The organism is Pseudomonas sp. PS01303, from assembly GCF_029959385.1.
In the GTDB taxonomy this organism is placed as follows: Bacteria; Pseudomonadota; Gammaproteobacteria; order Pseudomonadales; family Pseudomonadaceae; genus Aquipseudomonas; species Aquipseudomonas rustica.
This window is the reverse complement of the sequence record NZ_JASCPK010000194.1, coordinates 1-8,573: the sequence shown is the minus strand read 5'-3', so window position 1 is coordinate 8,573 and position 8,573 is coordinate 1. Positions and strand designations below refer to the sequence as shown.

The 8,573-nt window shown below is 55.3% G+C and carries 8 protein-coding genes; 4 read left to right on the top strand and 4 right to left on the bottom strand.

Translation table 11 applies throughout. The annotated features are described in order from the left end of the window. Window positions 1-123: 123 nt before the first annotated feature. From QMX93_RS28250 to QMX93_RS28235, 4 genes are read right to left on the bottom strand one after another with little or no spacing between them, the layout of a single operon-like run. A complete protein-coding gene (locus tag QMX93_RS28250) occupies window positions 124-1,281 on the bottom strand; it encodes an ABC transporter ATP-binding protein (RefSeq protein WP_053117057.1) in 1,158 nt (385 codons plus the stop codon). Beyond that, window positions 1,278-1,931 carry an ABC transporter permease gene (locus QMX93_RS28245; RefSeq protein WP_053117058.1) on the bottom strand — a complete coding sequence of 218 codons (654 nt, stop codon included), beginning with the start codon at window positions 1,929-1,931 and terminating at the stop codon, window positions 1,278-1,280. Before QMX93_RS28245 ends, QMX93_RS28250 begins: the two co-directional genes overlap by 4 nt. 13 nt (window positions 1,932-1,944) lie before the next feature. Beyond that, window positions 1,945-2,850 (bottom strand): glycine betaine ABC transporter substrate-binding protein, encoded by a 906-nt coding sequence (locus QMX93_RS28240; RefSeq protein WP_053117059.1) that lies wholly within the window; start codon window positions 2,848-2,850, stop codon window positions 1,945-1,947. 21 nt (window positions 2,851-2,871) lie between these two features. Continuing rightward, window positions 2,872-3,588 carry an ABC transporter permease gene (locus tag QMX93_RS28235; RefSeq protein WP_053117060.1) on the bottom strand — a complete coding sequence of 239 codons (717 nt, stop codon included), beginning with the start codon at window positions 3,586-3,588 and terminating at the stop codon, window positions 2,872-2,874. Window positions 3,589-4,008: 420 nt separating this feature from the next. Here QMX93_RS28235 and QMX93_RS28230 point away from each other — a divergent pair, with 420 nt between their 5' ends. From QMX93_RS28230 to QMX93_RS28215, 4 genes are all read left to right on the top strand, one after another. After that, a complete protein-coding gene (locus QMX93_RS28230; protein ID WP_282358807.1) occupies window positions 4,009-5,592 on the top strand; it encodes a peptide chain release factor 3 in 1,584 nt (527 codons plus the stop codon). 217 nt (window positions 5,593-5,809) lie between these two features. Then, entirely contained in the window at window positions 5,810-7,516 is a 1,707-nt protein-coding gene (locus tag QMX93_RS28225; protein WP_282358805.1) for a hypothetical protein, read from the top strand. Between the two features lie 121 nt (window positions 7,517-7,637). After that, window positions 7,638-8,051 (top strand): hypothetical protein, encoded by a 414-nt coding sequence (locus tag QMX93_RS28220; RefSeq protein ID WP_282358804.1) that lies wholly within the window; start codon window positions 7,638-7,640, stop codon window positions 8,049-8,051. A 160-nt stretch (window positions 8,052-8,211) separates the two neighbouring features. Beyond that, the gene (locus tag QMX93_RS28215) at window positions 8,212-8,472 is read left to right on the top strand and encodes a hypothetical protein (RefSeq protein WP_159815350.1); all 261 of its coding nucleotides are present in this window, start codon (window positions 8,212-8,214) and stop codon (window positions 8,470-8,472) included. The last annotated feature ends 101 nt before the right edge of the window (window positions 8,473-8,573 follow it).

Sequence of the window (8,573 nt, the reverse complement as noted above, 5' to 3'; positions counted from 1 at the left end):
CCCCGATCCTGTAGGAGTGAGCCTGCTCGCGATGACTTTATTTCAGTCGACATCTTCATCGACTGAGATTGCCAATCGCGAGCAGGCTCACTCCTACATGGATTTGTGTTTCTTGCCCGAAAATCAGGCGACTACGGCCTCAGCTGGCGAGACGATGCTGGTCTTGCCTCCGCGGGATTTGCCGGAGCTCAGATACTCGGCAATCGACTCCTGCGTCACCTCACCGAGGAACACCCGCTCGGCGTCCATCACCGGCAACCACGAACGGTTGAACTCGTACATGCGCGACAACAGAATGCGCAGATGCTCGTCGTACGCGGCGGTGGCGTTGAACTCACGCAGGAATTGCGCACAAGTGCCAGTCTGACGGTGCAGATCACGACGACGCACATAGCCCAGTGCCTTGTTATCAGCACAAGTGACGACGACATAACGACGGTCATGTTCATCCATCAATTCCAGCGCATCGGCCACTGGCGTTTCCGGGCTCACCGATGGCGCGTTGTCCGCCGCATCTTCCGCTTTGACCAACAGCAGACGTTTGAGCGTACTGTCCTGACCCACAAAGTTGCTGACAAAGTCGTCCGCCGGGTGCGCGAGCAGCGTGTCCGGGTGATCGATCTGCAGCAGTTTGCCGGCGCGGAAAATCGCGATCTTGTCGCCGAGTTTGATCGCTTCGTCGATGTCGTGGCTGACCATGATCACAGTCTTGTTCAGCGCGCGCTGCATCTCGAAGAATTCGTTCTGGATCATCTCGCGGTTGATCGGGTCGACCGCACCGAACGGTTCGTCCATCAGCAGCAGCGGCGCATCGGCGGCCAGTGCACGGATCACGCCGATGCGCTGTTGCTGACCACCGGACAGTTCACGCGGGTAGCGATGCAGATACTGCTTGGGCTCAAGCTTGATCATGCTCATCAACTCGCGGGCGCGGTCGTGGCATTTCTGTTTGTCCCAGCCGAGCAGTTTCGGCACGACGACGATGTTCTCTTCGATGGTCATGTTCGGGAACAGACCGATCTGCTGGATCACGTAGCCGATGTTGCGACGCAGAGTTACTTCGTCGAGGTCGGTGGTGTCTTCGCCGTTGATGAGGATCTTGCCCGAGGTCGGTTTGATCAGGCGGTTGATCATTTTCAGCGTGGTGCTTTTGCCGCAACCCGATGGCCCGAGGAACACACAGATCTCGCCTTCATTGACGGTCAGGCTCACCGAGTCCACGGCTTTGACATCTTTGCCGTTGCTTTGGAAAGTTTTGCTGAGGTTTTGAAGTTCGATCATTTGAGGAGTCCTTTTGGAGTCAACGAGCGTTGCAGCCATTGGAGAAACAGGTCAGCGAAAATGGCCAGAAGACTGACCAGCAGCGCGCCGACGATCAGCATCGACATGTCACTGCGGCTGATGGACGCGAGGATCAACACACCGAGACCGCCGGCGCCGATGGTCGCGGCAATGGTCATTACGCCGATGTTCATCACCACGGCGGTGCGCACGCCGGCGAGGATGACCGGCACCGCGATTGGCAGTTCGACCATGCGCAGGCGCTGGCCGAAGGTCATGCCGATGCCGCGTGCGGCTTCACGTATGCCGGGTTCGACGCCGGTGAGGGCGAGGTAGGTGTTGCGCATGATTGGCAGCAGTGAATAGAGGAACACGGCGGTGATCGCCGGCATCGGGCCGAGGCCCTGACCGAACTTCGAGTAGAACGGCAGCAGCAAACCGAACAGCGCAATCGACGGCACGGTCAGCAGCACGGTGGCGCTGGCCTGTAGCGGGCCGGCGAGACTCGGGAAGCGCGTCATCAAAATGCCCAGCGGCACGCCGACGACAATCGCCAACGTTACAGCGATGCCGACCAGGGTGATGTGCTGCCAGGTCAGGTGCATCACCTGTTGCCAGTCGAGATGGGAAAAGGCGTTGAAGAATTCCATGACTTTTCCTCCTTTAATTCAGCGGATGTTGGCGCAGGAAATCGGCGGCAACGGACGATGGGCTTTCATGATCGACATCGACCCGCGCATTGAGCTGGCGCATGGTTTCGTCGTCGAACAGTTCGGCCAGCGGCTTGAGTTGCTCGGCCAGTTTCGGGTTGGCGTCCAGTGTTGCCTGGCGCACCACGGGCGCAGCGGTGTAATCGGGGAAGTAGTGTTTGTCGTCTTCCAACAGCTTCAGGCCAAAGGCGCTGAGACGACCGTCGGTGGTGTAGACCAGACCGGCGAACACCTGACCGTTGCGCAACGCCGTGTAAACCAGCCCGGCATCCATTTGGCGGATGTTCTTGCGGGTCAGGTTCATGCCGTAGAGGTCGACCATGCCGATCAGGCCGTCGGAGCGGTTGGCGAACTCGGTGTCCAGCGCCACCAGGTGATTGGTCTTGGCTTCAGCGCGCAGCACCTCGTTCAACTGACTGATGTTGGTGATCTGCGGATATTCCTCAGCCACTTTTTTCGGCAGCGCGAGGGCGTAGGTGTTGCTGAATTTCGACGGCGTCAGCCAGATCAGGCCTTTTTTGGCGTCGAGTTCTTTCACCCGGGCGTAGGACTGAGCGCTGTCGAGTTTCTCGGTGACATGGTTGTAAGCCACCAGCGACACGCCGGTGTACTCCCAGAGCAAGTCCAGTTGCCCGCTTTCGTGAGCGCTGCGGGCGAGGTTGCTGCCCAGACCGCCAGTGATCTGCGCGTCGTAGCCTTTGCTGCGCAGGTATTGCGCGGTGATTTCCGCGAGCAGGGTCTGTTCGGTGAAGACCCGGGCGCCGAGGCGAATCACCGGTTTGTCAGCGGCTTGCGCGATGCCGGCGAACAGCAGGGCGCTGCTCAGCATCAGGCTTAGAATCAAGCTAAATCGTTTCATAGGTATTCCTTCGCAAAAGCCTTAAGACGTGCGCAAACCGCGTTCCAGCCAGAGACGGCTGGCAAGCGTGACGACGCCATCGAGCAGCAACGCGAGCAGTGCGGTGCACGCAGCGCCGAGTACCAGTTGCGGCTGATTGTTCAGGGCGATGCCGGGGAAGATCAGGCTGCCAAGGCTGTTGGCGCCGATCAGGAATGCCAGCGGCGCGGTGCCGACGTTGATCGCCAGGGCCACACGCACACCGCCGACAATGATCGGCACGGCGTTGGGCAATTCGACTTTCCACAGCACCTGGCGCGGCGTCATGCCGATGCCGACGGCCGCTTCTTTAAGCGATCCCTGAACGTTTTTAAGGCCTTCGTAGGTGTTGCGCACAATCGGCAACAAGGAGGCGAGGAATAAAGCGAAGATCGCCGGGCCACTGCCGATGCCGAGGACGCCCAGGGCAATCGCGAGTACGGCCAGCGGCGGCACGGTGTTACCGATATTGAAGATTTGCATGAAGCGTTCGGCGCGTCCGACCATGGTCGGGCGACTGAGGAAGATGCCGGCGGGGATGCCCACGACAAGGGCGGCCAGCATTGAAGCGAGGACGAGAATCAGATGAGCTTGCAGGTAAAACAACAAATCGTCGCGGTAGTGTTCGATCGTGTTGATGCCGATCCAGTGGACCAGCAGGGCCAGGAGCGCGATCACCACCGCACCTCCAATCAGCCCTTTGCCATAGCGGATAGCCACAGGCGGACTCCTTTTTTTGTAGTCGGCAAACGCTCTCCCGTGTGGCATGCCATACATGGCTGCCGGGAATAAACGTTCGCGAGAAGCAGCTCCTTCAGCACCGGAAAAGCGGTCTGAAAGCGAGCCATGAGCGCAGCCTCGTCAGGCTAACTTGCTGATTTTTCAGCCCCTGACGAAAATTCGTAACAGGGGATGGACGTCTCCGAGCGCTGAAAGGTTCCCACATAAGATGCCATCTGGCCACCTGTAGGAGCTGCCGAAGGCTGCGATCTTTTGACTTTGTTCTAGCGCAACAGAGCAAAAGATCGCAGCCTGCGGCAGCTCCTACAGGGTTTTGCGGGCCCGAGGGACGGTGGTTCGGCGGTTACTTTTTAAGCTATACTCGCCGCCCTTTTTTGAATCACCGCCAGGCGATTTCCCATGACCAACCAGGCCGCCGAAGTCGCGAAACGCCGCACTTTCGCCATTATTTCCCACCCCGATGCCGGTAAAACCACGATCACCGAAAAGCTCCTGTTGATGGGCAAGGCGATTGCAGTGGCCGGTACGGTGAAATCCCGTAAATCCGATCGCCATGCGACATCCGACTGGATGGAGATGGAGAAGCAGCGGGGTATTTCCATTACCACGTCGGTCATGCAGTTCCCGTATCGCGAACACATGATCAACCTGCTCGACACCCCGGGCCACGAAGACTTCTCTGAAGATACTTATCGCACCCTGACGGCGGTCGACTCGGCGCTGATGGTGCTCGACGGCGGTAAAGGTGTTGAGCCGCGTACCATTGCGCTGATGGACGTCTGCCGTCTGCGTGACACGCCGATCGTCAGCTTCATCAACAAACTCGACCGTGACATCCGCGACCCGATCGAACTGCTCGACGAAATCGAAGCCGTTCTGAAGATCAAAGCCGCGCCGATCACCTGGCCGATCGGTTGCTACCGCGACTTCAAAGGCGTGTACCACCTGGCCGATGACTACATCATTGTCTACACCGCCGGCCACGGTCACGAGCGCACCGAAACCAAGATCATCGAGAAACTCGACTCCGACGAAGCCCGCGCGCACCTGGGCGACGAGTACGACCGTTTCATCGATCAACTTGAGCTGGTTCAGGGCGCCTGCCACGAATTCAACCAGCAGGAATTCCTCGACGGTCAACTGACCCCGGTGTTCTTCGGTACGGCTTTGGGCAACTTCGGTGTTGACCACGTACTCGACGCCGTTGTCGATTGGGCCCCGCGTCCATTGGCCCGTGTCGCCAACGAACGTACCGTTGAGCCGGTCGAAGAGAAGTTCTCCGGCTTCATCTTCAAGATCCAGGCGAACATGGACCCGAAGCACCGCGACCGTATCGCGTTCATGCGTATCTGCTCCGGCAAGTACGAGAAAGGCATGAAGATGCGCCACGTGCGCACCGGCAAGGACGTGCGCATCGGCGACGCCCTGACGTTCTTCTCTTCCGAGCGTGAGCAACTGGAAGAGGCTTTTGCGGGCGACATCATCGGCCTGCACAACCACGGCACCATCCAGATCGGCGACACCTTCAGCGAAGGTGAAGTTCTCGGGTTCACCGGCATTCCGCACTTTGCGCCGGAGCTGTTCCGTCGTGTGCGTCTGCGTGATCCGCTGAAGTCCAAGCAGTTGCGTCAGGGTCTGCAGCAGTTGGCCGAAGAGGGTGCAACGCAGGTGTTCTTCCCGGAGCGCAGCAACGACATCATTCTTGGCGCCGTGGGTGTGCTGCAGTTTGATGTGGTCGCCAGCCGTTTGAAGGAGGAATACAAGGTTGAGTGCTCGTATGAGCCGATCACTGTGTATTCCGCGCGCTGGATTGAGTGCAGCGACAAGAAGAAGCTTGAGGAGTTTTCCATCAAGGCTGTGGAGAACCTGGCGGTTGATGGAGGCGGTCATTTGACCTACCTCGCGCCGACACGGGTTAACCTGGCGTTGATGGAAGAGCGCTGGCCGGATGTGAAATTCCGTGCGACGCGTGAGCATCACTAGGCGCTGAAGGCTGTAGCTAAAAACCCCGTTGCGAAAGCTGCGGGGTTTTTTTTGCCTTTAAGAAACATGAGTTGCTGCCGTTCGTTGCTCAACTGAACGTAACGTTGATGTTGACCGTCTGTCGGGACTGTCAGTTTTTACAGGTTCGAAGGCGTTGGGTTGCCCATTAATATATTTTTAACAACTACGTTATGGTTTAAAACTGGAGGGACACATCATGGTAGATGAACTGATTCCAAAAAAAGAGGACGAGGTACAGTATGCCCCTCCGACAATTACTTCTCCTCCGCCTTCAATTATGGGTGTCCTGCCGGGTGCTCGAATTTCAGCAAATTTCTTTTCGGCTAGTCTTATTGACAGATGGTCGGTTGAGGTATGGATAAAAGATAAAAAAATACATCTATTTGAGGGGCCGTCGTGGGATACGTTCAGTTACAGGCTTCCGAAGTCGCTGATTCCGACGGGAACAATGTTTTATTTTAAGGTTGATTACAGGATGTTGGGGATATGGAGCAAATGGGCATGGTCTGGCGATAAATTAATGGTTGATGAACGGCCAGTAATTATGTATCCGGCTGCTGGTTCTGTCGTGACAGAAAATACCTCAGTGTCTGGAACTGCTTATCCGGGGGCGACAGTAAATTTGTATCAAGCAAACGTTGGTGACCGGATTTTTGGAACCGCCATAGCGGATTCGAACGGCCATTGGGTTATCACTCCGTCGATAGCTTTTTTTTCCGGACACTTCAGCCTGACAGCTAACCAGACATTTGATCGAGCTGTCTATGATTGGGCGACACCTGTAACTTTCATTGTCATGTCGAAACCGACAATAAGCGTGCCCGCAACGGGTGCTGTTGTGTCCAGCCACCCGGTTGTTGCAGGTCGAGGTATCCCAGACGCAATCATCGAGTTGTATCAAGCCAACTCTGGCACGGTGCTTTTTGGTTCGGCTCGAGTCAACTCTGCTGGGTACTGGGAAGTCATTCCCGACAAGCCTCTCTTTTTTGGTGATTTCAATTTGACCGTTATTCAAAAGATTAACGGTGTGGAATCCGAATGGGCGGATCCCGTCAATTTTCATGTGTTGGGTAAGCCAGTCATTACCAGGCCTACTGCGGGAGATTTTGTAACTGGCAAGCCAGTGGTGGCAGGTACTGCATACCCTGGAGCTAAGATCGAACTGTATCAAGCAAACTCTGGAACTGTACTGTTTGGAACGGCAATCACCAATTCCACTGGGCAATGGGAAGTCATCCCCAGTACACCGTTCTTTGATGGAGATTTTAACCTTACCGTTATTCAAAAAATTAACGATCTGGAATCCGAGTGGGCTGATCCCGTCCCCTTCCATGTTTTGGGTAAGCCGGTCATTAACAGACCTACTGCGGGTACTGTTGTAACGAGCAAGCCAGTGGTGGCAGGCACTGCATATCCCGGAACTAAAGTCGAACTGTATCAGGCAAACTCTGGAACCGTACTGTTTGCAACTGCAACAACCAATTCCGATGGGCGATGGGAAACTATTCCAAGTGTGCCGTTCTTTTACGGGGATTTTAGCCTCACGGCTATTCAGAAGATTCATGGGCTGGAGTCCGATTGGGCGGAGCCGGTAACACTTAAAGTAGTAGCAGAAAATATTGAAGTGGCTCCAGTTATTATTACTCCAAAGTCCGGAGCTCATGTCTTGAACAAACCACCTGTGGCCGGAGAGGGAATACCAGGTGCAAAAGTTTATTTTTACAATGCGGACACCGGGGGAATACTCTCTGACTCTGCATTGGTGCAGGAAAACGGTCTCTGGGACACAAGGTTCACCGTAGCTTTACCTTTCGGCTTGTTTAATTTGAAAGCTAAGCAGACTACTCCTGATGGAGTGTCAGATTGGTCTAATGTTGCCTCGTTTTATGTGGAGCCGTTATAACAACGTGGTGTAAGTAAACGGCGCCGTCGCTGAGCTTAAGAGAAAGGGTTTCTTATGAACAGTCAATAATCGATTGTTACTGAGGGGCACCTGTCCGCGGACATTGACGGGCAACGTTTTTTTGAAGCCTTGGATTTGCAATTCTTATACTCTCCCTCTCAGCCCGGTTTTTGGCTGGGGGGGGGGCGAGGTTGATGGAGGTTTTTACAAACGTCTGCATTTCAATATTCCCAAGAAATATATGGTTGTGGGGATTCACCCCATCAATCTCGATACAGACACCGAAGCCTATTTCAACGATCAGTTTGGTAAGACCTGGACGACACAGCCCGGCGGCACACTCGAGATTGTGTTGATTGATCTGGCCATGGAAATAGTGATCATTGAATTTGAGTTCGTCACAAAAAAAGACGTCGATGATGGGGATTGCCTTTCGTTGACAGGCTCAGGCTGGTTCAAAGGCTTCACCACCGACCCCTCACAGGAGACCGCTGCGTATCTGCAAGCAGCGAGAACCGCAAATAGTACGGTTTAGCTGATATCGCTATTGAGGCTATTCAAAACCGGTCTTTTATCTACCGGCATTTTCACCGCTCCCTTAGCGTCCTATCTGGTGAACACGGCTGATCGGAACTAGATTTCACACAGCGCCAGTCAGGCACGTATGTCTCACTTGGAAAAGGATGGAGTCGGCTATGAAGAGCAGATTGCTACGCGTTTTATTGCTATTGAAAGTGATGGTGATGCTGTCCCTCGGCACCGCGACGGCTTGGGCCGAGTGCGAGGATCATGATTCTCAGGCCTTCAACGGGCAGGTGGGGCACAGCGGCTTGATGCTCGCCAAGTCCGAGTCCGAGCCGGGCGATCAGGGGCAGGGCGGGGCCGCCGACGATGACGACTCGACCACTGACGAGCCGGACACTGATGATCCGGATGAGGGCGATAGCCAGACGTAGATCAAACATCAAATAAACCCCTGGTTGCGATATCCCTGTAGGAGCTGCGGCACGCTGCGATCTTTTGATCTGGATTTTATCAATCAGAATCTAAAGATCGC